Source organism: Candidatus Merdisoma sp. JLR.KK011 (assembly GCF_036941125.1).
Lineage (GTDB): Bacteria > Bacillota > Clostridia > Lachnospirales > Lachnospiraceae > Laedolimicola.
In genome coordinates this window covers 1,268,104-1,292,859 of record NZ_JAYWSZ010000003.1, presented here as the reverse complement: position 1 = coordinate 1,292,859, position 24,756 = coordinate 1,268,104, and the positions used below count along the sequence as shown (strand labels likewise).

At 49.4% G+C, this 24,756-nt stretch carries 28 protein-coding genes; 1 reads left to right on the top strand and 27 read right to left on the bottom strand.

Going from position 1 to position 24,756, the window contains the following annotated elements; all coding sequences use genetic code 11:
- Nucleotides 1–79: 79 nt before the first annotated feature.
- The 10 genes from VV089_RS07240 to VV089_RS07195 form a co-directional block, all read right to left on the bottom strand.
- Nucleotides 80–1,399 (bottom strand): SMI1/KNR4 family protein, encoded by a 1,320-nt coding sequence (locus VV089_RS07240; RefSeq protein WP_334335428.1) that lies wholly within the window; start codon nucleotides 1,397–1,399, stop codon nucleotides 80–82.
- Nucleotides 1,400–1,477: 78 nt separating this feature from the next.
- A complete protein-coding gene (cmk, locus tag VV089_RS07235; RefSeq protein WP_334335427.1) occupies nucleotides 1,478–2,137 on the bottom strand; it encodes a (d)CMP kinase in 660 nt (219 codons plus the stop codon).
- Between the two features lie 63 nt (nucleotides 2,138–2,200).
- Nucleotides 2,201–3,427: an NAD(P)/FAD-dependent oxidoreductase gene (locus VV089_RS07230; protein ID WP_334335426.1), complete on the bottom strand. Its 1,227-nt coding sequence runs from the start codon at nucleotides 3,425–3,427 to the stop codon at nucleotides 2,201–2,203.
- A gap of 54 nt (nucleotides 3,428–3,481) precedes the next feature.
- A complete protein-coding gene (locus VV089_RS07225; RefSeq protein ID WP_334335425.1) occupies nucleotides 3,482–4,255 on the bottom strand; it encodes a GNAT family N-acetyltransferase in 774 nt (257 codons plus the stop codon).
- 14 nt (nucleotides 4,256–4,269) lie between these two features.
- The gene (locus tag VV089_RS07220; RefSeq protein WP_334335424.1) at nucleotides 4,270–5,883 is read right to left on the bottom strand and encodes a CvpA family protein; all 1,614 of its coding nucleotides are present in this window, start codon (nucleotides 5,881–5,883) and stop codon (nucleotides 4,270–4,272) included.
- Between the two features lie 108 nt (nucleotides 5,884–5,991).
- Complete coding sequence (locus VV089_RS07215) at nucleotides 5,992–7,365, bottom strand: MATE family efflux transporter (protein WP_334335423.1); 1,374 nt, start codon at nucleotides 7,363–7,365, stop codon at nucleotides 5,992–5,994.
- 18 nt (nucleotides 7,366–7,383) lie between these two features.
- A complete protein-coding gene (locus tag VV089_RS07210; protein WP_334335422.1) occupies nucleotides 7,384–8,220 on the bottom strand; it encodes a TPM domain-containing protein in 837 nt (278 codons plus the stop codon).
- Nucleotides 8,213–9,871 (bottom strand): hypothetical protein, encoded by a 1,659-nt coding sequence (locus VV089_RS07205; RefSeq protein WP_334335421.1) that lies wholly within the window; start codon nucleotides 9,869–9,871, stop codon nucleotides 8,213–8,215. The genes VV089_RS07210 and VV089_RS07205 overlap by 8 nt, the downstream gene beginning before the upstream one ends.
- A gap of 103 nt (nucleotides 9,872–9,974) precedes the next feature.
- A complete protein-coding gene (locus tag VV089_RS07200) occupies nucleotides 9,975–10,490 on the bottom strand; it encodes a GNAT family N-acetyltransferase (protein ID WP_334335420.1) in 516 nt (171 codons plus the stop codon).
- A gap of 105 nt (nucleotides 10,491–10,595) precedes the next feature.
- Nucleotides 10,596–11,960, bottom strand: coding sequence for a hemerythrin domain-containing protein (locus VV089_RS07195; RefSeq protein WP_334335419.1), 1,365 nt, complete (start codon nucleotides 11,958–11,960; stop codon nucleotides 10,596–10,598).
- Nucleotides 11,961–12,269: 309 nt separating this feature from the next.
- Between VV089_RS07195 and lexA the strand changes: the two genes are divergently transcribed.
- Nucleotides 12,270–12,887, top strand: a complete 618-nt coding sequence (gene lexA / locus VV089_RS07190; RefSeq protein WP_334335418.1) for a transcriptional repressor LexA — start codon at nucleotides 12,270–12,272, stop codon at nucleotides 12,885–12,887.
- Between the two features lie 90 nt (nucleotides 12,888–12,977).
- Here lexA and VV089_RS07185 read toward each other — a convergent pair whose 3' ends face one another.
- From VV089_RS07185 to VV089_RS07105, 17 genes are all read right to left on the bottom strand, one after another.
- Entirely contained in the window at nucleotides 12,978–13,601 is a 624-nt protein-coding gene (locus VV089_RS07185; RefSeq protein ID WP_334335417.1) for an NUDIX hydrolase, read from the bottom strand.
- A gap of 61 nt (nucleotides 13,602–13,662) precedes the next feature.
- A complete protein-coding gene (locus VV089_RS07180) occupies nucleotides 13,663–14,349 on the bottom strand; it encodes a DUF554 domain-containing protein (protein ID WP_334335416.1) in 687 nt (228 codons plus the stop codon).
- A gap of 131 nt (nucleotides 14,350–14,480) precedes the next feature.
- Nucleotides 14,481–14,843 (bottom strand): ribosome silencing factor, encoded by a 363-nt coding sequence (gene rsfS, locus VV089_RS07175; RefSeq protein WP_172540953.1) that lies wholly within the window; start codon nucleotides 14,841–14,843, stop codon nucleotides 14,481–14,483.
- Nucleotides 14,844–14,891: 48 nt separating this feature from the next.
- On the bottom strand, nucleotides 14,892–15,476 hold the full coding sequence (gene yqeK / locus VV089_RS07170) for a bis(5'-nucleosyl)-tetraphosphatase (symmetrical) YqeK (RefSeq protein ID WP_334335415.1): 585 nt from the start codon (nucleotides 15,474–15,476) through the stop codon (nucleotides 14,892–14,894).
- 9 nt (nucleotides 15,477–15,485) lie between these two features.
- The gene (nadD, locus tag VV089_RS07165) at nucleotides 15,486–16,145 is read right to left on the bottom strand and encodes a nicotinate-nucleotide adenylyltransferase (RefSeq protein ID WP_172540951.1); all 660 of its coding nucleotides are present in this window, start codon (nucleotides 16,143–16,145) and stop codon (nucleotides 15,486–15,488) included.
- Nucleotides 16,114–16,407 (bottom strand): ribosome assembly RNA-binding protein YhbY, encoded by a 294-nt coding sequence (gene yhbY, locus VV089_RS07160; protein ID WP_334335414.1) that lies wholly within the window; start codon nucleotides 16,405–16,407, stop codon nucleotides 16,114–16,116. The genes nadD and yhbY overlap by 32 nt, the downstream gene beginning before the upstream one ends.
- A 39-nt stretch (nucleotides 16,408–16,446) precedes the next feature.
- The gene (obgE, locus tag VV089_RS07155) at nucleotides 16,447–17,739 is read right to left on the bottom strand and encodes a GTPase ObgE (RefSeq protein ID WP_172540949.1); all 1,293 of its coding nucleotides are present in this window, start codon (nucleotides 17,737–17,739) and stop codon (nucleotides 16,447–16,449) included.
- A gap of 95 nt (nucleotides 17,740–17,834) precedes the next feature.
- A complete protein-coding gene (gene rpmA / locus VV089_RS07150) occupies nucleotides 17,835–18,122 on the bottom strand; it encodes a 50S ribosomal protein L27 (RefSeq protein WP_087306297.1) in 288 nt (95 codons plus the stop codon).
- A 4-nt stretch (nucleotides 18,123–18,126) separates the two neighbouring features.
- Complete coding sequence (locus VV089_RS07145; RefSeq protein ID WP_172540948.1) at nucleotides 18,127–18,447, bottom strand: ribosomal-processing cysteine protease Prp; 321 nt, start codon at nucleotides 18,445–18,447, stop codon at nucleotides 18,127–18,129.
- A gap of 6 nt (nucleotides 18,448–18,453) precedes the next feature.
- Nucleotides 18,454–18,816, bottom strand: coding sequence for a 50S ribosomal protein L21 (gene rplU, locus VV089_RS07140; protein ID WP_172540947.1), 363 nt, complete (start codon nucleotides 18,814–18,816; stop codon nucleotides 18,454–18,456).
- A 98-nt stretch (nucleotides 18,817–18,914) separates the two neighbouring features.
- Nucleotides 18,915–20,150, bottom strand: a complete 1,236-nt coding sequence (locus tag VV089_RS07135) for a ribonuclease E/G (RefSeq protein ID WP_334335413.1) — start codon at nucleotides 20,148–20,150, stop codon at nucleotides 18,915–18,917.
- Between the two features lie 30 nt (nucleotides 20,151–20,180).
- On the bottom strand, nucleotides 20,181–20,900 hold the full coding sequence (locus VV089_RS07130; RefSeq protein WP_334335412.1) for a TIGR03936 family radical SAM-associated protein: 720 nt from the start codon (nucleotides 20,898–20,900) through the stop codon (nucleotides 20,181–20,183).
- A 72-nt stretch (nucleotides 20,901–20,972) separates the two neighbouring features.
- A complete protein-coding gene (locus VV089_RS07125) occupies nucleotides 20,973–22,835 on the bottom strand; it encodes a TIGR03960 family B12-binding radical SAM protein (RefSeq protein WP_334335410.1) in 1,863 nt (620 codons plus the stop codon).
- A gap of 535 nt (nucleotides 22,836–23,370) precedes the next feature.
- On the bottom strand, nucleotides 23,371–23,805 hold the full coding sequence (locus VV089_RS07120; RefSeq protein WP_172540943.1) for a hypothetical protein: 435 nt from the start codon (nucleotides 23,803–23,805) through the stop codon (nucleotides 23,371–23,373).
- A gap of 25 nt (nucleotides 23,806–23,830) precedes the next feature.
- Nucleotides 23,831–23,965 (bottom strand): hypothetical protein, encoded by a 135-nt coding sequence (locus VV089_RS07115; RefSeq protein WP_334335409.1) that lies wholly within the window; start codon nucleotides 23,963–23,965, stop codon nucleotides 23,831–23,833.
- A 51-nt stretch (nucleotides 23,966–24,016) separates the two neighbouring features.
- On the bottom strand, nucleotides 24,017–24,307 hold the full coding sequence (locus VV089_RS07110; protein ID WP_172540942.1) for a DUF2442 domain-containing protein: 291 nt from the start codon (nucleotides 24,305–24,307) through the stop codon (nucleotides 24,017–24,019).
- 182 nt (nucleotides 24,308–24,489) lie between these two features.
- Nucleotides 24,490–24,756, bottom strand: a complete 267-nt coding sequence (locus tag VV089_RS07105; RefSeq protein ID WP_172540941.1) for a DUF4160 domain-containing protein — start codon at nucleotides 24,754–24,756, stop codon at nucleotides 24,490–24,492.

Here is a 24,756-nt window from a genome sequence, read left to right as displayed (position 1 = left end):
CCTTTCTTTTATTACTTTTATTTGGCATTGGCCGTTTAAGGCAAACGATATCCGACAAGATATAAAAACATTCCATATCTTATCTGCGGCAGCTTATGGACAAAGCAGCCAAAATTTCCTCATGCTCTAAGGGACAAAGATGCAGATCCGCTTCCTTCAGATTCGGCATTTCCAGCAAAAGTCTGCAATCAGAAAAATTCGTGCCGTACAAAGACAGCCTGCGTACATTTCTACAATATCTTAAAAAGGAAAAATCATCCACATAAATATGCTCGATGACAAGGGTCCGCAGTCCGGTCATTTTCCCGATGATGGACCAGTCATAAAGATCATAGTAATAAGGCTCCGGCGGAAAATACTCAGAAGGCGGACAAATATAAACCGTATCCGTCCCCTCCTTCCTGCCCCTTGGCTCCAGCTTCAAAGTTTTCATACGACCTAAGTCCTTCCCCCAGTCATAGGCCGTCAGGGGAAGGCGGTTAAAATATTCCTTCATTGCAAAAGCCACAATAGGATGAACGGCAATCCCACCCGGCTTGCGGGGACGTTTCATACCCAAATCCTTTTCCTGGCTTGTTGTAAGCCGCAAATGATACGGTTGATACCTTGGTTTTGGAGCCGACTGCAGGGCCTGAAACATCTGCTGCTGCATCTCTTCCCTATCCTGCTCTCTCCGATTGGCCGTAATCAAATCATAATAATCACCGCTAACCGTATAAAAATACAGCCGTTCCAGCTCCGTATCCAGACAATTGCCAGCCGCTTCCAGCCGTTCTGGATCAATCCCTCTCTTTTCAAGCGCCTTCTCAATCTCCGGCAGTTTTGTATACCGTTCCTTACTGTGATAGCCATACGCGGCCTCCGCAAGCATCCCCTTTAAAAACACCTCCGTATTATCCGCACACCTTTTAAAAGTAACAAAATCATCCTCCGTACTCATATAAACCGGAGGATCCGCCGCCCCGTCCTGCAAGTCCTTTATCAAATATCCCGCATTCCAGACTCCCTGATTCTCCGCCCAGATCAGCAAATAATTGTCCGTAACAGTCCCCCATTCCGCTTCTGGAAGCTGTCGCAGCGTAAAATACGCATTATCCGCATAATCCCCCTGGCATCCATTCCTCCCAGCATCCAAAAACTCCTCTTCCCATTCCTCAAGGGTCTCGCGAACCGCCTCATAAGAAGTAAAAATCTCCTCCGGAGGCTTATTCAGCTGATTATGCCTTGTATTCACATCATCCTTCCCATACTCCAAAAGAAATCTGCGATAACAAACAGGAAAAGACACCCCCACCCTTTTCTCCGCCGCCTCAATCTCCGCCTCAGAAAATCCGCGATGCTCCCCCTCACAAAAGAAATCCATCAATTCCGAAACACTCAAACCATACCGAATTCCCACAAAAATCCCCTCTTCATTCTAAAATTCCCAAACAAAAAACAGCACCATACCCTCTTACCACAGCCATAACACTCCCCATCACCTTTTAACAAGCGCGAGTATCTTTTCCACAACCTCCTGAATCGTCAGTTCCGAAGAATCCAGAAGAACCGCATCCTCCGCCTGCCGAAGAGGTGAATGTTCCCGTGTCATATCCTGATGATCACGCTTCGCAATATCTGCCTCAATCACTGCAAGATCGCAGGCCTCACCCTTAGCCGTCAGCTCGTCAAACCGCCTCTTCGCCCTGCAGCCTACAGAAGCCGTCAGATAAATCTTTACATCGGCAGCCGGAAGCACGCAGGTTCCGATATCCCGGCCGTCCATCACTACGTTCTCCCGGCCCGCCAGCTCCTGCTGCAGCTCAACCAGCTTCTTCCGCACATCCGGATTGGCCGAGGAAACAGAAGCCATATTCCCAACCTCCTCCGTGCGCAAAAGCCCCGTCACATTCTCCCCGTCAAGAAGCACCTGCTGAAGCCCGTCCTTGTAGGCAATGGTGATATCCGCCGCCTGGCTGGCGTCGCTGATTTTCCCAGAGTCATCCATGGGAATCTCCTTGCGCAGCAGATACAAAGCCATAGCACGGTACATAGCTCCCGTATCCACATAAATAAATCCAAGTCTCTTGGCAATCTCCTTGGCAATTGTACTTTTCCCGGCGCCCGCCGGGCCGTCAATAGCAATCTGGTAACTCATAATCATACTCCTCCTATTAAAAGTCGCTGTGCGACAGCACTAAAGGGTAAAGCCGCTGGTACATCAGACCCCGTTCCCAGCCGCATAAGCGGTAGACCAGGCAATCTGCAGGTTAAAGCCTCCGGTAACTGCGTCCAGATCCAGAACCTCTCCGATAAAATAGAGTCCCGGAACCAGCTTAGATTCCATGGTGGAAGGATTGATTTCTTTAACGGACACCCCTCCCCGGGTGATAATCGCTTCCTCAAAGCCCCTAAGCCCGGTGACGGTCATTTCCAGATGCTTGATAAGAGATGCAAAATGCTGCCGCTCCTCCCGGGAGATCTCGTGAATCTTCTTGTCCGGGCTGATGCCGCTTAAAGAAATCATAACCGGAACCAGCTTTGCCGGAAAAAGTCCGGTGACGGCATTTTTAAAAGCTTTATTTTTATGCTCCTCAAAATCCCGGAGAATCCGCTGATCCAGCTGTTCCATGGTCAGAGCCGGCTTCAGATCCAGAACCATGGTTAACTCCTGCCTGGCAGCAAGCTTTCCTACATGGCTGCTGGCCGTGAGAATCAGAGGGCCGCTGACGCCGAAATGGGTAAAGAGCATCTCCCCAAATTCCCGGTAAAGCTCCTTTTTGCCGTTTCGGATACAGATTTCCACATTTTTCAGGGAAAGTCCCTGGAGCTCTTTTACAAAAGGCTCACGGATATTAAGGGGAACCAGAGCCGGCTGGCAGGGGGTTACCTTATGCCCCAGCTTCTCGGCAAAGCGGTATCCGTCCCCAGTGGATCCGGTGCTCCTATAGGAGAGGCCGCCGGTTGCTATGATAACGGCGTCCCCTGTAATCTGCTTTCCGTCAGACAGACAGATGCCGGCGGCATGTCCTTCTTCTATTATAATGTCTGCCGCTTCCGCATGCAGATGCACCTGGACTCCCGCCTGCTTCATCTGCCGGCGCAGCCCGTCCAGTACATCGGCCGAGCGGTCCGACCTTGGAAACACCCGGTTTCCCCGCTCTATCTTCAGAGGAACCCCTGCCTTTTCAAAAAAATCAATGGCATCCTCATTGGTAAAGCCGTAAAAAGCACTGTAAAGAAACTTTCCATTGGTGCAGACGCTCTCAAACAGCGTATCCATCTCGCAGGCATTGGTAAGGTTGCAGCGGCCCTTGCCTGTGATATAGAGCTTCTTTCCTGTCTTTTCATTTTTTTCAAAAAGATGAACCTCATGGCCATTGCGTCCGGCAAATACAGAGGCCATCATCCCGGCAGCTCCGCCGCCGACAATTAGGATTTTGCTCATACTGCTACTCTTCTTCCTATCCCCGGTGAGCAAGGGGAGATATGTCTCTCTTTTTCACAACAAAACTTCATAAGCCGTATAGGGATGAGACATCTGATAGCCAAGCTGCCGGGCCAAGGCCAGGGATTCCGGATTCTGGGCGTCCCAGCTTGGATACAGGCCGCGCTTTCGGCATTCCAGAATTAATGCGGCGCCGCAGGCGCGGGCCAGCCCTTTTCTGCGGTGATCCCTTCTGGTATCAATCTGGATCTCGATCCCTTCCTGATAAGCAGAATAAGAGGACGCTCCCGCTATGATTTCATTGCCCTTTAAGACGGCAAAGCCAAGTCCAAGCCTCTCATATTCTGCAAAATTCCGGTACTGGCCCACCAAATCCCGGCTCCATTCCCTGTTCCTGCATCGAAGGTACAGTTCTTGATCAATGGGCCTTATGACACATCCTTCAGGCAGCCGGGAAGCCATTTCCAAAAGCTTTTTCCGGTCAAATACATCCGGGTCTTTTTTCACCGCATACCGTGTGACTTCCTTTGCTTTTTTCCCCCAGCATTCCAAGATAGCCCTGCCCCATGCCTCGTTTTGCGGAATCATGATGATAAAATCCCGGCTGCTGCCCTCCGGCTTATATGAGGCAAGAGCATGGCTTGGCTTTCCGGCCAGAAAGCAGAAATCGCCAAGGATCGCTGCCGCAGAGGCCGGCTCCTTGGGATGATCGCCGTATACACCGCCCATAACGCCCTGGAGGCAGGACCAGATAAGGGTCTCTTCCCATTCTGCAAACAAGGCTGCGGCACACTGAGGCTTCTGCAGCCGACTGATGAGCTGTTCCATTTTGAATTCCTTTCTTACTTAAGCTCTACAACCTCCCAGGTGTCCGTCCCTTCCAGACAGCCCATGGAAATACGGTCTCCAGGCTCATAGCGGACGATTCCGACGAAATCAGACAGACTGATTTCAAAAATGTCCTCGGAGTTTTCCAGCATCAGATAATAATAGGTATTGCCGTCAATCACTCCGGGGGTAATCTTGCGGATAACGCCCGTCCGTTCCTGGATGGCATCCGCATCTGTCTTTGTAATCTGATTTTCCGCCATCAGAGAGCGGTAAGCCTTTTCACACTCTGCCGCCGTATCGCCGATAGCCACTATCTGATAACGCTGGATATTCACCATGGCATACTTCTTCACCAGACCCGCGCTGTCCTTTAAGGCAAGAAAATAGGTAGGCTCTCCGGATATATTGAGCAGCAGGGGGAAGGCGGCCCGGTAGCCTAAGTTCTGTACCTGTCCTTCTGCTGAGGACATGGCGGAATATTCTTCCGCGCCGGCGCAGGTATAGTACCGTGTCTCCATCGTCCGCTGGTTCATCAGCACAAAACCTACATTAGACTCGTCTCCCGATACGGAAGTTACGCCGGTATATACCCACACGTCGTCGTCCATGGCAATGTAATTGAAGCCGTCCGTCGTCCGCAGACAATCCCTCTGTCCTAAGATACTGTTAAAATAGCCGTTTTTCAAAATACCGTGATAATCATAAAGCTCCACCAGCAAATCTGCCGGATAAACGCGATCCACCCACTCCGGAACCTGATCCACGTCCATACTCTGGGTTTCCCCGGTAACGGCATTGCACAGAACCACCTTTCCGATGGTCTGGCCGCCGAACAGGCCTACATTGAACTGCTTCACCGGACAGATCCAGTAAGGCGTTCCCTCGTCGTCAATCTCAAAGCTGAGCTGATCGAAGATATAGGTGGGATAATTGAAACGCAGATGGCGGTAGATATTCCGCCCAAAATACTCGGACATGGAATACCGGATAGGCTGCGCCAGCTTGACGCACTCCGTCTCCTGGGTCGCCATATCGATCATAATGTAAGCCGGAATGCCGTCGGCCTGGTTGGTCAGCCATTTTATAGGGCTGGCATAGACCAGGGGCGTTACACGGACAGGCTTCCCTTGATAATTGATCTGGCTGTAAATGCTGCTGACCTCAAACTGAGATACGTACTCCACCATGGTTCCCATTTTCCGGTTGCCCAAAAGCTCGGCGGAGGCTTTGTCAAGAAGGGGAATCTGGTTGTAGTCTACAGGTTTGATGTCCTCTGCAAACTCCCTATTTTCCACCGTGAGCAGCTGCTGGTACTTTTTCGCATTGATAATGGGCGAGGACAAAAGGCTTCCCACCAGTAAAACCAGAACCAGCAGGCCCAGAATTCCAAAACCAAGCTTGGCGAAGGTGAATCCTTTTTCCTTTTCATACTCCAGCTTTCCGTTCTTTGTAAAACGGATTTTTCTAAAAGAAAATAAAAAAACAATGACGGCCCAGCCGCAGATGAGAAACATCCAGGTTCCAGTGGAGTGGATGTTGAAGGCCGGGATGGTTACATAATAATAAATAGCGGCTGCCAGAAGAAGCACAATGATAAGAGGCAGCTTTTTCAAGGATTTTTTCATTCAATACCTTCCTTTCAATCCGGGGACGGCAGAGGTGTAGATTTCTGCACATATGTTTTAGATATAGGAGGTATTGTACTCCGTTTCAGAGAATTTTACAAGAGATTTTCAAACCAGCCGTCCGGTCAGCCATTTTCCACGAAAAAGCCGGATCAGAAAGAGTACTCCCCGGACGCACAGCTCGACGCACATGGCAAGCCATACTCCGGCAAGTCCCAGACGGGGAGCCAGAAGCAGGGACAGGGTAATGCGGACGCCCCACATGCTTGCCAGATTCAGAATGCTTGGGATCAAGGTGTCTCCGGCTCCGCGCAGCGCCCCGGCCGCCACAATAGAGGCTGCAAACATAGGCTCCGCAAATGCCTCAATGCGCAAGACCCTTGTTCCCAGAAGCCGGATAGCCGGATCGGGCGTCAGCAGGGAAAACATCCATGGAGCGCCCAGGAACATCAGCCCTCCGGTACACGTCATAACTGCCATGCCAAAGAGTACACAAAGCCGGGCATAATCCTTTGCAAGCTTCTCATCTCCTGCTCCGATGCTCTGTCCCACCAGCGTTGTGGCCGCAGCTCCGATTCCGTAGCCCGGCATGTAGCAGAGGCTTTCCGCCGTCACACCCAGGGAATTGGCCGCCACGGCTACCGTTCCAAGGGGCGCCACAATCCGGGTTCCCATGATCTGCGCACCACAGAGAATCGTATGCTCCAGAGCCATGGGAAGCCCCAGGCGGAAGGAGATATTTAAGCATTTCCCTTCCGGCCGCCATGAGCCGTGAGGCTCAAGACGCAGGCTCTTAGAGCGGAAGCAGACTGCATACAGCATAAGAAATGCGGTGATAAGCTCCGAAACCGCCGTCCCAAGCGCTGCGCCCACCACGCCAAGTCCCACTCCCGGTATGGGGATCGCAAAACCGGATATAAGAAGCTGCCTGGCCGGGAAGATCAACAGACTGTTGAAAAACACATCCAGAAAGCACATGAGAATATTCAGGCGGCTGGGGGTGCGCATATCTCCGCTGCACTGAAGCATATTTCCAGCCAGATGGCGAAGCTGCACGGCAGGAAGGGCACAGGCATAGATCAAAAAGTAACGGGAGGAATTCCGGGCCGTATCTCCTTCTCCCCCCAGCCACAGGGGAAGAAAAGAGCTGATACTGATTCCGACAGCAGCAAGAGCCAGGCCAAAGAGAAAGGTACATAAAAGCCCCTGGCGCAAAACCCGGCGCGCCCCTTCCTGTTCTCCCGCGCCGATAAGCTGCGCTGTCTGTACGGAAAATCCGGCTGCCGCTGCCATGCAGAGCCCTCCGAACAGCCAGGTGGTACTAGCAACAAGGCCGATGGCCGCAGTGGCCTCCGCTCCAAGGCTTCCGGCCATTGCCGCGTCAATGTACTGCATAATAATGGAGCTTATCTGGGCAAGAATAGCCGGAATACTTAGCTTCAGCACATGCCCAAGGTGCTCCCTGTATGTTTTTACTCTCATTTCCATCCTTCCCGGCCTTTAAAAGCTGTGTCCGCCGCCACCGCCGCTTCTTCCGCCTCCTCCCCCTCCACCGCCGCCGCTTCTTCCGCCTCCTCCGCTTCCTCTGGACACCGGATCGTAAATCTGTGTCTGGTGGGTGTAGGTGCCCACAATACCGGAATAATGAAGCTTTCTGTGGATATCAGCAAGAATGGCGTCCTCTCTTGGCTTTCTCAATCGGGTAAAGAAGATAATAAGCCCGAAATTCCCAAGGAGGGCAAGGATCATGGCCAAAAGGGCATTGCTGATGTATTTCATGGGCTGGGCTATCTTCTGACCCTCAAGCAATGCCTGGATTTGCCGGAATGCTTCCCTGGCACAGCCGTAATAATCTTCCCTGGAGGCATAGCGGTATACATTGTCCGTTATGGTATTGGCATAGGCGGCCGTTATTACCTGATAGATGCCGCCGTCGCTGTGAATCCAGATATTGCGGTTATCCATATCAATCAGAAATACGGTTCCGCTGTCCGTTCCAAACTGCTTCCGGTAATAACTCCGGGCCAGCTCCTCGGTACTGCCGTCATTCCTGTCTACAGTGAGAAATGCGGCATTTCCGTAGGCGGTAATCTTCTTCATCTCTTCCAAAAGCTCCAGGCGTTCTTCCTCGGTAAGCAGCTCTGCCTCATCCTCCACTACAATCCGGCAGCCGGTATCGGAATTTTCATAAAGCTTCTGGGTCTCATCCGGTTCTTTCCCGTAACATTTCGGCATTTCAAAAGACAGCATCATACTGCAAAGGATGAGGAAAGTCCCAAGAACAGGAAGGAGCCGAAGCCGTCTTTGGTTATTCTTTCTGTACAATGCGTTATCCAATCTCATCACCTCCCCGTCTGCCAAGCTGTGGAAGCTTCCGGGTGGTCAGCAGGTTATGCTGCCGGATGATATCCATAATTGCCCAGAGCACTGTTCCCATACACACGAAGGCTCCTATGTAATAAAACCAGTCGGAAACCGGATTCCATATAAGAATCATAAGAGCAAGAAGGATACCAGCCAGGGGCTTCATAAGAATGGGCCATTTTTCCTTGAAATGTCCGCCTAAAAAAGGCTTTTTCCTGGAAGTGCGCCCTCCTTTGTACCGGTTCCCCGCACCAAGGGCACGAAAAGCTGCCGTGAAGATTAGGATCGGCAGAAAGACGGTCAATAGGGAGCCAATCCCCGCTCCCACACCGCCCAGCATAGCAAAAAGCATGGGAAGGAGCAATGTAATTCCCAAAACCGCTGCCGCCGTAATAAGCATCTTTTCCAAAGGGCCTAACAGGCCTCTGGTACGCTTTTTTACGGCCCATTCGGGAAGGGGCCGTTCGAGTGTCCGGCTTTTACTTAAAACCCCTTTGTCATCCTCTCCCGACTCCCTGGCCAGAATATGCGTAATCTGGCTGTTGGAGATGACAATGCAGAGAAATGCCAATAAGGCTGCAATCATCAGGAGCTTCCCTGGGATAATGGTGAAATTAAGATTCAGCCAGAAAAACAGGGGGACCGCCAGTAGCAGAGAACCGAGCAGATACCGCTTTTTATCTACAGGAAGATCCGCCGCTGCCTTTCCTGTCTGGCCGTTTACCACCGCATAGCTGACCCGGTCGCCGTTTCGGCAGGACAAAAACCAGACCGGCAGCAGGGCAAGCTCCGCACTGCTGCCAGAAGGGCGCAGGGCATTTTTCAAGGCATACTGCGTCTCTCCCCGGCCTGCTCCGTAATTTCTGCATACCGGCTCCCTTGCCAGCGTGCTGCAGGCATCCTTAAGAACAAACTCCTCTGCGTCGCTAAGATAGACCTCCGCCTCCACATCACGGGTATCGGCATAAAAGCCGCTTAAAAAGGAAGGGGTGAAGGCCTTTTTCTGCTTTAGGTCAAAAGGTGCAATGGCTTCGCTGAGACTGTCCGAAAAGGAGGCTGAGGCGTCATAGGCCAGGCCGCTGTATTCTGCGTCTACCCGGCAGTCCAGCCGGTAGTGTTCCGTGATCAGATAGTCTCCGCTTCGATAGGTGTGTGCGCCGGGGAACTGGATACGCTCCTTTTTTTCAAAGGAATAGACCCAGTAAGGCATGTAGATGCCTCTGAATTTTTCGATCAGTGTTTCGTCCTTCAATTCTTTTGGGGCGAACCAGGCCCGGCGCAGCATTTTTCCGTAAGCCGCCCGGCAGTCTTCCTTTGTCCTGGTAAATGGAATGATGGAACCGGGACGCCGTTCCAGGCTCACGCGGCTGTCTAATATGGTGGAGGCGCCGCAGAAGCTGCAGAAGGTAGCGGCCGTGGTATCCTCACTGATCAGTTCGGCGCCGCACTGGGGGCAGGAGAATATGGTCGCCTCGTATTCTCCTAAGGGAGATTCCCTTTCTTCTGCGTCCTTTTCCCGGCGGCAGCCGTAGGGATCTATCCTCGTCTCGCAGTAGGTGCAGCGCAGCATTTGACTGGCGATGTCAAAAGTTAGATTTCCGGCGCAATTTGGGCATTTGTACATGGCTTTCTCCTTTTGAATCGTATGTAACCTATGGCAAATGTGTATTTTCCTGCAGATTTGCCATATAAAAATAAGGGCGTAAGCTATGTATCACATTACCGAACTATTCCTTCGGAGATGTTCCAAGCTTTTCATAGGCCAGTCTCGGATAGGAATCCTCCTCCACATAAATCGTTCCGCAGTGGACAAAGCCGCATTTCTTTAATAGGTTCTGCATCACAAGATTGTCGCTGTGGGTGTCTATGCGTAAATGACCGCCGCTCTGCCGAAAAGCCCATTCCAGGCAGAAGCTTCCGACTCCTTTTACAGAACCGCTGGATGCCACCCGGTGAACAACGCCGTAAGGGCTCTCATCCAGCCATGCGCCGTCCTCTATCACCTGGTAAGCAGGCTCAATATCCTTTCCCTGGCAATAGAAAAATGTCCCCGCAATCTGTCCGCCGCAGACGCACACATAACTATTGCCCTCTGTGATGTCCGAACGTATCAGTTCCTCTGGCGGCCAGTTTGCGGGGCCCCATTGATTGGGATTTCCGTGCTCCTTCATAAATTGCCGTGCGTGTCGATACAGTTCCATAATAAGGGGAATATCCGCTATTGCTGAATGACGTATTTCCATTTTTTGTGTCTCCTCTGTGTATTCATATGCTTGTGTGCCGGCGGATTTTCCGCTTTTCCGTTTTAGAAAGGGGTTGTATTTTCCTACAACCCCTTCGCTGTACTTCTATTTTTTTGCATTTTTCTTTTCAAAAAAGGCATCGATTTCCTTCTTAATCTCTGCCGGCTTTGAGCCCTTGATCAGATATCCGGCCGGTTTTAAGGGCATCACCTTGATCATACTCTCCGGATCCCTTCTTCCTGTAAGGAAAATAACCGGAATATCCTCGAATGCCTTCTCAGAGCGGAGCATCTCCAGTGTCTGTCTTCCGTCACAGACGGGCATCTCATAATCCAAAAGCACCAGATCCGGCTGATTCAGGGTAATGGTCCGGATAGCGGCTACACCGGATTCGGCAACCGCAATCTCATAGTCTTCTCCCAGAAGCTGACGCATTCCTTCCCGGATAGTCAGCGAGTCGTCTACCACCAGGATCTTCGGCTTTTGATTTATGATCTCCTGTTCCTCCCGCTTCATCAGGTACTCTTCCACCTCAGTCAAGGCATTATCCTCCCCGATGGGCGTCCCCACGCCGTTTTCCAGGAGATGAGGCGCGATGACGCAGTAGGAAAAATATCCGGCGCCTGTGTTAAATAAAAGGCTGGCCTGGAGCTTTTCGCTCTCAAAGATCTTTCGGAATTCCTCATAGGACAGAAGGTTCTCTTCCTTCAGCTTATAGTCCTCAGTCGTTGGGAAATGCTCCAGTATCCGCCCGACAAACTGCTGCGCCGTATACCGGGTGGCATGGATCAGCTTGCTCTCCAGCTTATTGGTCTGGAGCCCCATAGCCTTTCCCACAGTGTTGATAATAAGCTTCTCCTCAAATACAAGAATAATCTCCTGCTTCTGATCTTCCTTCCCAGCTCCGTAAACCATGCGGTAGTAAACGCCTCTTCCGAACTTTTCACCGTTGTAGGCATCACTGATCATCTGGGATTCCAAATGGAACATGTCAAATACAAGCTGAACAATCACCTTCTTCATGGCCGCAAGCTCTTCACCGGGCAGAAGATTCTCCCATTTCCGAATCTTCTTTCCTACTATAGCCATATCCTCCGTCAGGGTGTGGCCAATCAGCCAGCCGGCGCAGACGCCGAGAAAATGATCCACCGTATCCTCTGTATAACCTGACTGCTCCAGCTCATGCTCCAGAGCCGGAAGGGTATTCTCGCGAAATCCCTTATGTATCCGCCTGTGCTGCTCCAGCCCCTCGTATCCGATGGATGTCATATACGCTTCTTCTTCTGCAAAATGCTTCACCGCATGCCCTTTAAAAAACTTAATTCCTTCCTGGCATGCCCATTGATTGTTTTTTTCCTCTTCCTTCATTCTGAAAAGCTTGTTGATAATCTTAAAAAGTCGCTGGTGTTCTTTATCGATGCTGTCCACACCGATAACAAACTCCTCCTGCCATTCAAACTGGGCGTCCATGAAAAAAATCCTCCTTTGCCGTATTCCTTATTTTTTTGCAAAACCGCAATGAAACCCCTTTTATGGGGTTTTTCTTATACTCATTATACAACATTTTGTGTTTGTTATGCAATGGCAAAAATGCAGATTTCCTCTGCAAAACACAGAATTTATTAAGCTGCGCAGAGAAAAAAGGAATAATTTGTAATACTTTTCCAAAGGTTAAGAACAAACTTTCAAAACATTTGTTTGCATTTTTTTCGAACATATGTTATACTAGACCCAGTTGGAAGGTTAATCACAGAATCAGAGTGAAGGAGGATACATTATATGCCCTATGGCAAGATTTCCAAGAAGCAGACAGAAATTTTAGAATATATTAAGTCACAGATTCTGAACAAGGGCTATCCGCCCTCCGTTCGGGATATCTGCGAGGCCGTGGAACTGAAGTCCACCTCCTCGGTACATTCCCATCTCGAGACTCTGGAGAAAAACGGCTATATCCGCCGCGACCCCACTAAGCCCCGGGCCATTGAGATCATAGACGATAATTTCAATCTGGTGCGCCGTGAGGTTGTCAATGTGCCTATTGTCGGCCGGGTGGCAGCAGGACAGCCCATTCTTGCAGTTGAGAACGTAGAGTCCTACTTCCCCATTCCCATGGAGCTTATGCCCAATGAACAGTGCTTTATACTGAAAGTACAGGGAGATTCCATGATCAATGCCGGCATCTTTGACGGGGACACGATTCTGGTGGAACAGCGCCAGACTGCCCGGAACGGGGATATGGTGGTGGCTCTTGTGGATGATTCCGCCACGGTCAAGACCTTTTACCGGGAAGCCGACCACATCCGCCTTCAGCCGGAGAACGATTCTATGGAACCCATCATCGTTCCGGACTGTCAGATTCTCGGCAAGGTGTTTGGCGTTATGCGCTTTTTTAAATAACACAAACTATAGTACAAAAAGTACCGGGGCTGTCGGGAAATATGACATCAGGCTTTTCTGATATCATATTTTCTGACAGCCCCTTGTTTTTTATACTTTGCAGCCTTCCAGAAAACCAAAGGGCTTTTTGGGATCGTCATGGAGAAAATGCATCATCATATAAGCACACATAAGAGATACATGCTCTTCCTTCAGTATCCGCAGAACCTCCTTCCGGTCTGCAAGGACAACCTCGATCTCCTCCGTCTCCTCCTGCCCCTTTTTCGAGATCTCCCCCTCTGCCGTTCCGTAGACAGCGGCGCAGGCCTCATCCGTCATGCCAATGGTGGTAAAATAAGGCTTGGAATAGATGGGATCTGTCTCTATGGGATGAAAGGTAAGTCCTGTTTCCTCCCAAAGCTCCCGGATACCGGCAGCATGGAAATCCTCGCCCTCGTCTACCAGGCCGGCCGGGAATTCATAGATATACGTGCCGATGCTGTAACGGTACTGCCGGATCAAGACCACCTGCTCCTGCTTCTCGCCGTAAAGGGCATAGATAATCACTCCGTCAGGCTTGTTTTCCCCTGTGGAGAGCTTCAAGGCTTCCTTATGCCGGGCTCTGGACGCTACCTGGTAGGAATGGCGGTTTCCGTTCTTGTCCTCCACATCCAGATCATACATGTTTAAGAAACGGTTGTCCGTTACCTGTGTTACGTTTAAAATTTTACCCATTTGTACCCCCTTATTCCATATAACATCCGACGCAATTGGTCTTATGATTTTGAAGGCTGCATTACATAAATCTGCAAAGAAGAATCGGCAGAAACACAGCCGGTATAGAATTCATAACGCAGATCTTATTTTTAAAGAGCATGTTGATGGCCACTCCTATAATCAGCAGGGAACCCACGCAGGTCATTTCATGGATCACAGAGTCTGTCAAAAAGGGCCCGATAAACTGGGCGCACAGCGCCAGCCCTCCCTCATACACGAGACAGAAAATGCCGGCAAAGAGAACGCCGAAGCCCAGGCTTGAGGCCAGAACCACGGCTGCTATCCCGTCAATCAGGGATTTTGCAAAGAGGGTACTGTGATCCAGGGACAAGCCGCTCTGAAGGGAGCCTACGATGGTCATAGCGCCTGTGCAGAACAAGAGGCTGCTGGTGACAAAGCCCTCTGCTACAGATACCTTGCTGTCTTTGGACTGAAATTTATTCTGGATCCACTCTCCCAGCTGCTCCATGCGCTCATTTAAGTTAAGGAGCTCTCCAATCACTGTTCCGCCTGCCATGGACACAATGGCTATCAGCACATTTTCTCCCTCAAAGGCTCCGCTGATGCCGATGTAAATGACACAGAGGGAAAGGCCTTTCATAATGGAATCCCCCATCCGTTCCGGAAAGCCTTTTTTCAGCAGAAGGCCCACTGCGCTTCCTGCGAATACGGCAAGTGCATTCACGACTGCTCCTGTCAATATCATTGGTAACTTCCTCCTATAAAAGTCGCTGTGCGACGGCACTAAAGGGTAAAGCTGCAGAAATTATTTTTCAAAAACACTTGACATTTCTTAGCTGGACTGTTAAATGCTGTAGTAACTGCCGTGCCAAGGCTTTATGCATCCAAGTCTTCCGCTTTTATCAGAGCGCCGTCCCTCCAGATACGTTCCAGATCGTAGAAAAGGCGGTTTTCCTCGTCAAAGACATGGATGATGATATCGCCGTAGTCCAGAAGAACCCAATTGGCTGTATGGTAACCCTCTATCTGCCTGGGATCAAAGCCGGCCTTGTGAAGCTCCTCCTCCACATTGTCCACCATTGCCTGAACCTGGTTCCGGTTGGAGCCGCTTGCAATGAGAAAATAGTCCGCAAGCACGCTGACTTCGGAGATATCCAGAATGCGTACATCCTTTGCCTTCTTATCCTCTAAGGCCTGACAGGCTCTCTTTGCCATTTCCTTTGAATGCTTCAGTGTCATAAAAGTTCCTCGCTTTCTTATTCCAGTACCGCAGCGCTTCCGCTCGTATCATAACGCCTCTTGCGCTGAGCGGTAGTATTCATAGGCTTTCACGGTCATCTCGTCAATCTCTCCGGATCCCTTGTCCAGATAGCCCAAGGTATCTGAGAGAATCCGGTACAGGGCCTTATCAAGATCTACAAAGGCCAGCTTGCGCACTTCCGGCAGATTCTCTGCTTTGTTTCGCTTTGGCTCTATATAATCAGCTACATAGACAATCTTATCTAAAAGTGACATGTTGGGCTTTCCTGTGGTATGATTTAAAATGGCGCTGATAATCTCCTTATCCGTTATCCCATACTGATCCATGGCCAGAAACGCCCCAAGCTTTGCGTGAAGCAGAAAAGGATTTCTGCGCTCTGTCTCTGTCATCTGGATGTTATGCTTCTCACAGAGCTTCAGCTTCTTTCCGTTGGGAATGCATTTGGCGCAGTCGTGAAGCAGTCCTGCAAGCTGGGCTTTCTGGATGTCGTATTCATAGCGCATGGCAAGGGCTGCACAGGTATACATCACGCCCAGGGTATGCTGATAACGCCCTTCATCCATCTCATGCTTCAATTTTTTCTGATAAGCTTTCATATCATAATTTTTCATACGAATGCCTCATTTCCTGTGGTTTTCGCAATATAAATTTTGTTCCCGGATATAGGCTTCCACGGCTTCCGGCACGTAGTAGCGGATGCTTTTGCCTTTCTGCACCCGTTCCCGGAGCATATTGGAGGAAATGTCAATGTTCGGTGTCTCCAGGGGCTCGATTACGGCGCCGAACTCTTCTTTTAAGCGTTCTATATGGCCCCGAAGCTCCTGAATCTCCATGCGGTCTCTTGCAGCCGCCAGTATCCGGCAGCACTTGCAGATCCGGCCTGGCTCCATCCAGGTGTGGAAGTGAACCAGGGAGTCGGCTCCCAATATAAAATAGTAATCCGTATCCGGATGCTCCTGCACCAGGAACTCCAGTGTCTCATAGGTATAATGATAATCCTGGGGTGTTTTTTCAAAATCTGACACTTTCAAATGCTCGTTGTCACCGGAGGCCAGCTCTGCCATGCGGGTGCGCTGTGCCATGGATGCATGAACCTGGCCGGGCTTGTGGGGAGGATTGCCGTTTGGCATAATCAGAACATAATCAAGCCGGAAGGACTCGAAGGCTGTCTCTGCCAGGATCAGATGGCCTGTGTGAATGGGATCAAAGGTTCCTCCCAGGATTCCTACTTTTTTTCGCTTTTCCCCTTTACCGGGGCAGTTCAATCCGTTTTTTGTCATCCTTGCCCTCTTTGTAGAGTACGATTTTTTTTCCGATTACCTGTACTACCTGGGAATGGGTGCGCTCTGCGATTGTTTCTGCGATTGTTCTGGGATCGTCGGCGCAGTTTTGCAGGACGCTTACTTTGATTAGCTCTCTGGCGGTCAGCGCCTCTAGGATGGCTGCTGTCAGCTCTGGCGTTACGGAGGATTTTCCAATCTGGAAAATGGGATCCATGGTCATGGCCAGGCTTTTTAGATAAGCCCTTTGTTTGCTTGTCATCTGTAGAATCTCCTTTTGTGCTGGATGTGATTTCCTTGGCTAGCGGAAGTATTCGAAGGCTAAGCCGTACATTTTTACGGTGTCGCCTTCCTGAATTCCGGCTGCTTCTAGTTCTTTCAGGATGCCTGTGTCTTTTAGGAAGTTTTGGAAGAATACGAAGCCTTTTTCGGAGTCTAAGTTTGTGTAGCCTAGCATCTTCTCAATTTTGGGGCCTTCTACAATGAATACACCCTCTTCTTCATCGGATTTTTCTACCGTGTAAGGAAGCTGTTCGTCTATGCGCATTTCTTCCGGGAAGAATTCCTGCTCAAATACGATGGGCTCCTGGCTGGCGCTGTTAAGAAGCTCTCTGGTATGATAGAGAAGCTCTTTTAGGCCTGTCCCGGCGGCAGCTGAGATGGGGAGTACACGGATACCTTTTGGTTCGAACTCTTCTTTCAGCCGGTCAATGGGGCTTTTTTCGCCGCCTTCGTATATGGCGTCTATTTTGTTGGCGGCTATTACCTGGGGCCTGGCGGCTATTTCTTCGCTGTAGGCGGCCAGTTCCTGGTTGATGGCGTACACATCGGCTACGGGATCCCGGCCTTCTGTGGATGCGGCGTCTACCAGATGGATGATGACCCGGGTCCGTTCGATGTGGCGCAGGAATTCGTGGCCTAAGCCTACGCCCTGGGAGGCGCCTTCAATCAGGCCTGGGATATCGGCTATGACAAAACCGCCGCCCTCCAGATCCACGACACCCAGATTGGGATTCAGGGTGGTAAAATGGTAATTGGCGATCTTGGGCTGAGCGTTGGTGACACGGGACAGGAGGGTGGACTTTCCCACATTGGGGAAGCCTACCAGGCCTACGTCTGCAATTACCTTCAGTTCCAGAAGGACTTCCAGCTCCTGGGGCGGCTGGCCAGGTCTTGCATATTTGGGGACCTGCATGGTGGAAGTGGCAAAGTGCTGGTTGCCCGCTCCTCCAAGGCCTCCTTTCAGTATCACCTGACGCCGGTTGCTGCCGGACATGTCGGCTATGACTTTCCCGCTTTCTGCGTCTTTGACTACGGTTCCTTCGGGAACCTTTAATATGATATCACCGCCGTTTTTTCCGTGGCAGCGTCGTTTTCCGCCTTCTTCTCCGTCTCCGGCCTTGAATTTCCGCTTATGACGGTAATCGTAGAGGGTGTTGAGTCCCTCGTCTACCTCAAAAATCACATCGCCGCCCTTACCGCCGTCTCCGCCGTCTGGGCCGCCGTTGGGAACGTAGAGCTCCCGGCGGAAGCTTACATGGCCGTCTCCGCCTTTGCCGGAGCGGATCCATATTTTCGCTCTGTCTGCAAACATGAAAATACCTTTCTGATTTAAAAGAGGCTTCAAATCTATCGACTTGAAGCCTCATCCGACTTATTCTGCGTTACTGGGCACGAAGTGAACAGTAACTATTCTGCTGCTACCGGAACGATAGAAACCTGTTTCTTATCTCTTCCTTTTCTTTCAAACCGGACAATCCCGTCTGTCAGTGCAAACAGGGTATCGTCTCCTCCGCGGCCTACATTCACTCCCGGATGAATCTTGGTTCCGCGCTGCCGGTAAAGAATGTTGCCGGCCTTTACAAACTGTCCGTCTGCTCTCTTTGCGCCAAGACGCTTTGACTCGGAATCTCTGCCGTTCTTGGTAGAACCTACACCTTTTTTATGTGCAAACAACTGAAGGTTCATCTGTAACATGGTCTTACACCTCCTTGAAGATCAATCTGATATATTGCTTTCCATAGTTATTCTGTACGTCTGTTAAGCCTAGCACCATGGAATCCATCAGAAGCGCCGCCTGTGAAGACAGGGGAGCTTCAAACTGGCAGGTGAGAAATCCGTTTTTCTCCTCCGCCACAAGTCTGTCTCCGGTAAACCGCTCAATGGAATTTACCGTGTTCACCGTCAGAGCGCTGGCTGCGGCACAGATGATATCAAAGCCCTCCTGGGCGTAGCCTGCATGTCCCTCTACGGAAAATCGCTGATACTGACCGGAATTCTTATATATGGTAACTGTAATCATAACGACTTATACCGCTGCTTCTGTCTCAGCTTCTTCAACAGCCTTCTTTGCCCGCGGCTTTCTCACAGAGATCTTCTCGATCTTAACTTCTGTGTACTGCTGTCTGTGGCCGTTCTTCTTGTGATATCCGCTTTTTCTCTTGTACTTGTAAACGATGACTTTCTTGCCTTTTCCGTCACCGACTACAGATGCGGTAACAGTTGCTCCAGCCACGGTGGGGGTTCCAACTGTCAAGGTGTCTCCGCCCACTGCGAGAACCTGATCAAACTTATACTTTGAACCAGCCTCCGCGCCGAGCTTTTCCACTCTGATAACATCGCCCTCGGATACTTTGTACTGTTTACCACCTGTTGCAATAATTGCGTACATATGGCACCTCCTATTATCATTACTCGCCAGCTTCGGTGACATGCATTTTCTTTAAAAAAGCACATACTTTTACCCCACTGTGCGGCATCCTTAACAGATTAGCATGTGGGCTTGAAATTGTCAAGCATTATTTTTCCGGCTTTTGCCTGTTCTTTCAAAGTTTTCCGCACCTTTTTCCGGGTGATCTCCACAAGGCCTAAGGGCGTCATGTCAACCAGGACGGTTTTTACCGGATCCTTTAAAAGCTCCTGCTCCAAAAGCTCCATCAGCGCCTTCTTGTCTGCCTCCTCCTCCATATCAATGAAGTCCACCACAATGATCCCGGACAGATTCCGAAGACGAAGCTGGCGGGCAGTCTCTCTGGCTGCCTCCAGATTGATGCGCAGGAAGGTTTCCCGGGACTTTCCACGGCCGTCGTACTTTCCCGTATTCACGTCAATGACCGTCAGGGCTTCCGTTGGCTGAATGATAAGGTAGGCCCCGGATTTCAGCCACACCCGTTCCTGTAAGGCTGCTTTTAAGGAAGAAGCAACTTTGTAGAGCCGGTTTAAGTCAGGGCTTTCCTCCGTATAAAAACGAAGCTTTCCCCGATCTTCCGGCTGATATGTCAAAAGATACTCGGAGAGGGTCTCGTAAATCTCAAGATCGTCCGTTATAATCCGGGAAAGCGATTCTTTTTTCAGACTGCGGATCCCAGCGGCATAAGCCGGAGGCTCCCGGTAAACTCTGGAAAAGCAGCTCTGATGCTTTCCAGCGGTCAGAACCTTGCGGCAAATACTGCTTAAACGCTCAAATTCTTCCCGAAGAAGTTCTTCCGGCGCCTGGGCTGCATTGGTCCGCACTATGACGCCGAATTCCCCGGTCAGAAAAGGCTCTGCAATGACCCGAAGCCGCTCCTTTTCCTCTTTGGAAAGCTTTGACGAAAGCCCCAGCTTTTTTTCCCCCGTAGTCAGCACCAGGTATTTTCCCGGAAAATTCAGATTGCAGGTAACGGCCGGGGCCTTGGTTTTTACTGCTTCCCGGTTTACCTGCACCAAAAGCTCGTCTCCCGGGGACAGCCTGCTCCCTGTTTTCTCCTTGATGTAAAGAGGCTCTTCCTGTTCCCTAAGGGAATAATAACAGAGGATCCCACCTTCAATTTCGATAAAGGCGGCTTCAATATTTTTCACAATATTCTTCACTTTTCCGATGTAAATGCTGCCAAGAAGCTCTGTCTCTTCCGGACAGAAGCAGGACAGCTCCACAGCCTTCCCATCCTCATAATAGGCTGACACAATCAGCTCCTGCTCCTCTTGCCTTTGTCTCGTAATGATAAATGTTCCGTTCTGTTCCATATCCATGCTCCCAAAGAATCAAAATAGAATTCAAGCCTGGCCTAAGTAAAGCTCTTCCCCAAGAGACTCCAGGGATACCAGCTTGCGCTGCTCTTCTGTCCCTGTGTTTCCATAGAGCTCCAGCCTGTGTACCAGAAACGCAAATTCCGGGAACGAAAGGCCGGCCCAGGCAGCAAATGCTTCCATTACCAGCTCCGGCTTCAGATTCCGGGCGCTTCCGGCTGCTGTCTGCATAAAGATGCAGTCCTCACGCCGTTCTATCCGGTAGATCAGAGGGCGGATGTCCACTTCCCGTTCCCCTTTTTTTGATTTTTTTATTACTTGGACTGATTCCAGGCTGCAGAACCGGTCAAAGTCCTCCTGCCATCCCTCCGCCGGGGCGCAGCCTTCCCGAAACCGTACCTCATAGTCGGCAGCTGCCGTAAGAGCCATGGCGTTGGAGGCTTTCCCGTCGGCGATTTTCCGGAAGGAGACAACCTCCATTCCTTCCGCCATCACGGAATTCAGACGCTGCAGGGCATCCTTTGAGGAGCAGGCCTCTCTCACTTCAATATCCAGATATTCTCCGCTGCTGGTAAGCCCTACGCCAAGAGGCGATGCAAAGGACATAATCATGTGGGGGCTAAAGCCCTCGGAATAACAGATATCGATTCCGGCCCTGCGGATAGCTTTCTGAAAATAGCGCATCACGTCCAGATGGCCGATAAATTTCATAACTCCGAATTTTCGGAATTTAATCCGGATTTTCATAACGTTCAGATCCTCGTTTTCTTATAATTCGTTTCTTTATCGTATCTTAGGTGCAGTGCCGGGAATGAATTTTTAACTGCGCTCTAGGCAGACACCGCTTTGATACCGTCCTGCGCCGCATCCCTGGCACTGCATGCGGCAGTTAGGCGTAACCTGCTCTTCCCTTGCCTTCTCCCACTCCCGGTAAAGGAACTTCTTTGTAACGCCGCTGTCAATAAAGTCCCAGGGGAAGACCTCCTCCGGCTTCCTCTCCCTTGTGATGTAGAAGGAAAGATCCGTCCCGGTCTCGGTAAAAGCCTCCATCCACCGCTCATTGTGAAAGCTTTCCGTCCAGGAATCAAAGAGACAGCCCTTCTCATAGGCCTTAAGAAGCAGGCTTGAAAGCCTTCGGTCGCCCCTTGCAAACACTCCTTCCAGCACCGTCACATCTGCCTCGTGCCAGTTATACTTGATGCTTTTCCGGTTTAACTGGTCTTTAATCTCCATATTCACCCTATGGGCCCTATCCAGAAATTCCTCCCGTGTGCACATCCTGGCCCACTGGAAAGGCGTAAAGGGCTTTGGTACAAAGAAAGAGGTGCTGACGGTAATCTGGCATTTTCCGTTCCTCTGATCCTTTGGGATCTCGTAATAACGCTTTGCAATCTTTTCGGCCAGCCATGCAATGCTCTTCTGATCTTCCTCCGTCTCGGTGGGAAGTCCCAGCATAAAGTAGAGCTTCACCTTATTCCAGCCGCCTTCAAAGGCCGCGCCTGCGCCCTCCAGAATCACTTCCTCCGTAAGACCTTTGTTAATCACGTCCCGAAGCCGCTGAGAGCCTGCCTCCGGCGCAAAGGTAAGGCTGCTTTTGCGGATATCCTGTACCTTGCTCATCACATCCAGGGAAAAGGCGTCAATCCGCAGGGAAGGCAGGGAAATATTGACCCCCTCTGCGCCGAAGCTCTCCAGCAAAAATGTCACCAGCTCCGGAAGCCTTGAATAGTCGCTGGAGCTTAGGGAGCTTAAGGAGATCTCCTCGTGGCCGGTGGCTTTCAGCATCTTCTTGGCGGACTCCTTCAGCATTTCCAAATCCCGTTCCCTTGTGGGCCGGTAGAGCATTCCGGCCTGACAGAAACGGCAGCCCCGGATGCAGCCTCTTTGAATCTCCAGCACCACCCGGTCCTGGGTTACCTTAATGAAGGGAACCAGAGGTTTTTCCGGGTAAAAGGTATGGGTCAGATCGGTTACGGCCTGCCGCTGTACCTTGGAAGGCGTCAAGGGACTTTCCGGCTCCATGGAAGCAATGGTTCCGTCAGAATGGTATGTCACTGTATAAAGCGACGGTACATAGATGCCTGGAATCTGTGAAGCCTTCAAGAGAAATTCTTTCCGGCTTCCTCCCGCCTTCTTATGCTCCTTGTATGCATCAATCAAAGCATAATAAGAGGTCTCGCCCTCGCCGATGTAAAAGAGATCGAAGAAATCCGCCAGGGGCTCGGGATTGCAGGCACAGGGGCCTCCTCCGATTACAATGGGATCCTCCTCCCCCCGCTCCCTGGCAAAGAGGGGAATGCCGCTCAGATCCAGAATCTGCAGCACATTGGTATAGCACATTTCATACTGGAGGGTAATCCCCAGAAAATCAAAGCTCTTCACTGGATCCTGGGATTCCAGGGCAAAGAGGGGTATCTTCTTCTCACGCATTACCTGATCCAGATCCACCCAGGGGGAGTAGACGCGTTCGCACCATACATCCTCCCTCTGGTTAAACATATCGTAGAGAATCTGGATTCCCAGATGGGACATGCCGATCTCATAGACGTCTGGAAAGCACATGCAGAACCGCACGTCAATCCGGGACTTGTCCTTCTGCACGGCATTGATCTCATTTCCCAGATAGCGGGCCGGCTTTTCTATTTTCAATAATATGGTATCGTCAAGAGCCAGTTTTTTCATACATCTTCATCCTTCATCATTCCTTTGAAAAAGGCTGCTGCAAACGCCTGTGAACTTTTGCAGCAGCCTCTTACTTTATTCAGTATATAAGCTTTGTTAAAAAAAGTCAATCCTGCGGACAAAACATGCGTAACGGTTGCTTATTTTCGATATATTTGCAAATAGGGAAATAAACGATGATTAAATTTGAAAATGAAAATGCCGATAGAATAGTATAGGAGAAGGAAAGAAATGAATAACAAAGAACGCCTGCCATACATAGAAAAATACTTAGTTCCAAATTATCTTTCGATTAGTTAAAAAATATTTTGCCCTAGAATACGGATATGCCGGGTCATCGATTGAATTGAGCAGCAAAAGACATTTAATTTTTGCCGGATATAAAATAGGATTGGAATCTATGGAGGCCAAATGAATCTACTTTTTTTGTGCAGTCAAAATAAGAGGCGCAGTTTAACGGCTGAAAAAATCTTTGACGGGCAGAACGGACATATGGCACGCTCTGCAGGGACAGAGAAAAATGCCAGAATAAAAGTTACACCAGGGATTCTTGGTCAGGAACGATTAATTCAAAAGAAAATGTACGTTCTTTTCTGTTATTCATAACAAATAATCTGACTTCGGAAAAATTAAAATAGTCAAATAGCATTTGCTTATAATCATGTGAATGGTGCTCAGTGTATCCAAGTTGAAAGTTTTTATCTAATCTGTTTTGATTCCATGTGATAATATCATCAAAAGAATCATTTTCAAATCCCCAATAACCACTTTTAAACACAAGCCCGGAATGGATCAGGGTTTTACAAAAGGAGTCAATAGCATCTCGGCCTTTATTCAGTTCAAACGTTATTGAAAAATATGCTGGCATGATAGTTCTCACAATACATATTATGTTTTTCGTAACACCTCTTAGAGCAAATGGTGAGTTAGATTCTTTATCATTTCTTTCATGAAAAGCTATATATTCCATAAACCTTTCCATCCTCCTACGGTACTTAGCTAAAGAAATCAAACTCATCCACCGCAAAAGCGATGTCAATCTGGAAGGGCTCACGCTGCGGCATCTGCAATCCCTGTTCGTCTGCAATGACCAGATAGCTTCTGTTGAATTTTGGACTCACTGAATCCAAAATTGTATTTAGTGCTTTAGAGATTTTCGCAAAATTCTGTTGTATAGGAATCTATATCACCATTGAATATTCATAACTATTATCATACATAAATTCTGGTGCACAATCAATATTCCCATCATCCCAAGTAACCACACCATGATCTATAACAGGATTTTTAAATACATCCTCTTTTTTTAAAGGTTCAAATACTTCTCCTTGTAAAATTGTTGCATCAAACAGCCGTTTTTCACCTGTCGAAAATGATACAAGCATAATCATATCATCTAATACTTTTACACTAGATATTTCTATACTTGCGGCAGGCTCTCCACCATAAACAAAACCATTCATAATATACATTTTCTGCCTCCTAATTTAAATCGCTGCGCGATAGCACGAAAGTGTAAAATCGCTTCGACGCACCGGTAATGAGAAAAACCTTTATTCGAAAAGACACTCTTAAAAGTTCCTATCGTGCATCTCCTCGACTTTACCGTCCAGCAGAAACTATTTTAATGAATACTTGATATTTCTTAGCTGGACTATTTCAACGGTTCTATTTTAGAAAATGGCTTTTCTCTTACTGCATTATTCCATGCCATATACAATTCATCCTCATGTAATGCCATCCACCCAGATATCATTCTATATTGCTTTAATGGTAACTTACCCTCTAACATTTCACCATCAAGAGCTACAGATGCTTCATATTCACCATAATAAACATGAACATGTGGTTTGTGATGCTTTTCGTTATCTTTAAATATCATTTTTATTACAATACCATAGAAACGGCTTATTTCAGGCAT